Raw genomic sequence first — 766 nt, forward strand, 5'->3', positions numbered from 1 at the left:
GAAGACGATCGCGAGGTAGCTGACCTCTGCGACAAGGAACTGCAGCTTGAGTGGAATCCGGAGGAACAGGCCTGCGTTCGAAAACTCGGACCAGAGGCTGACATGAAGCTGATGTTGAGCGCCGAATGACAAGGAGAACGGCCATGAAAAGAGCATTTCTGACTGCGTTTTTGCTAGCGATGGCGTCTACTGCGCATGCACAGGTTCCCGTGATCGACAGCGCCAACCTGAAGATTGCAACGGAAACCTCTCAGACGACCGATCAGATCCTGGATACGAACAAGGAGGTTCTGAAGACGGTAGAAGAGACGCTTAAAGCCGTCACGGGGGATCGCGGGAGCGTTTCAAATCCCATGCAGAACCTCGCCGTTGGTCAAGGGTTCAGCGTTTCTCAGATGCCGTCACTCGACAGCCTCATGCAGGGCGGAGTCCCGAACTTCGGCAGCATGGGCGGTGACATCGGCNTTTCAAATCCCATGCAGAACCTCGCCGTTGGTCAAGGGTTCAGCGTTTCTCAGATGCCGTCACTCGACAGCCTCATGCAGGGCGGAGTCCCGAACTTCGGCAGCATGGGCGGTGACATCGGCCAGATTGCTACCACCTTCATCAACGGTCTTCAGCTAGTAAAAAATTTGTCTGGCAAGGCGGACAGCACGTTCTCCGGCGACAAGTCCTACGAAGAGATGATGAAGACCGTCCTTGGAGTTGCTGCCCTAGTCACCGGCTCGCAACAGGCTGTTCAGTCGCGAACACAGGCATTCCAGCA

General features: G+C 55.8%; 2 pseudogenes. Both read left to right on the forward strand.

Features of this window, described 5'->3' with window-relative positions:
* Positions 1–143: 143 nt before the first annotated feature.
* Positions 144–341 (forward strand): annotated as a pseudogene (locus ACM6UT_RS23500) (type IV secretion system protein); the annotation flags it as partial.
* Positions 342–465: 124 nt separating this feature from the next.
* Positions 466–766 (forward strand): annotated as a pseudogene (locus ACM6UT_RS23505) (type IV secretion system protein); the annotation flags it as partial.

It is taken from the genome of Ciceribacter azotifigens (genome assembly GCF_048159625.1).
Lineage (GTDB): Bacteria > Pseudomonadota > Alphaproteobacteria > Rhizobiales > Rhizobiaceae > Allorhizobium > Allorhizobium azotifigens.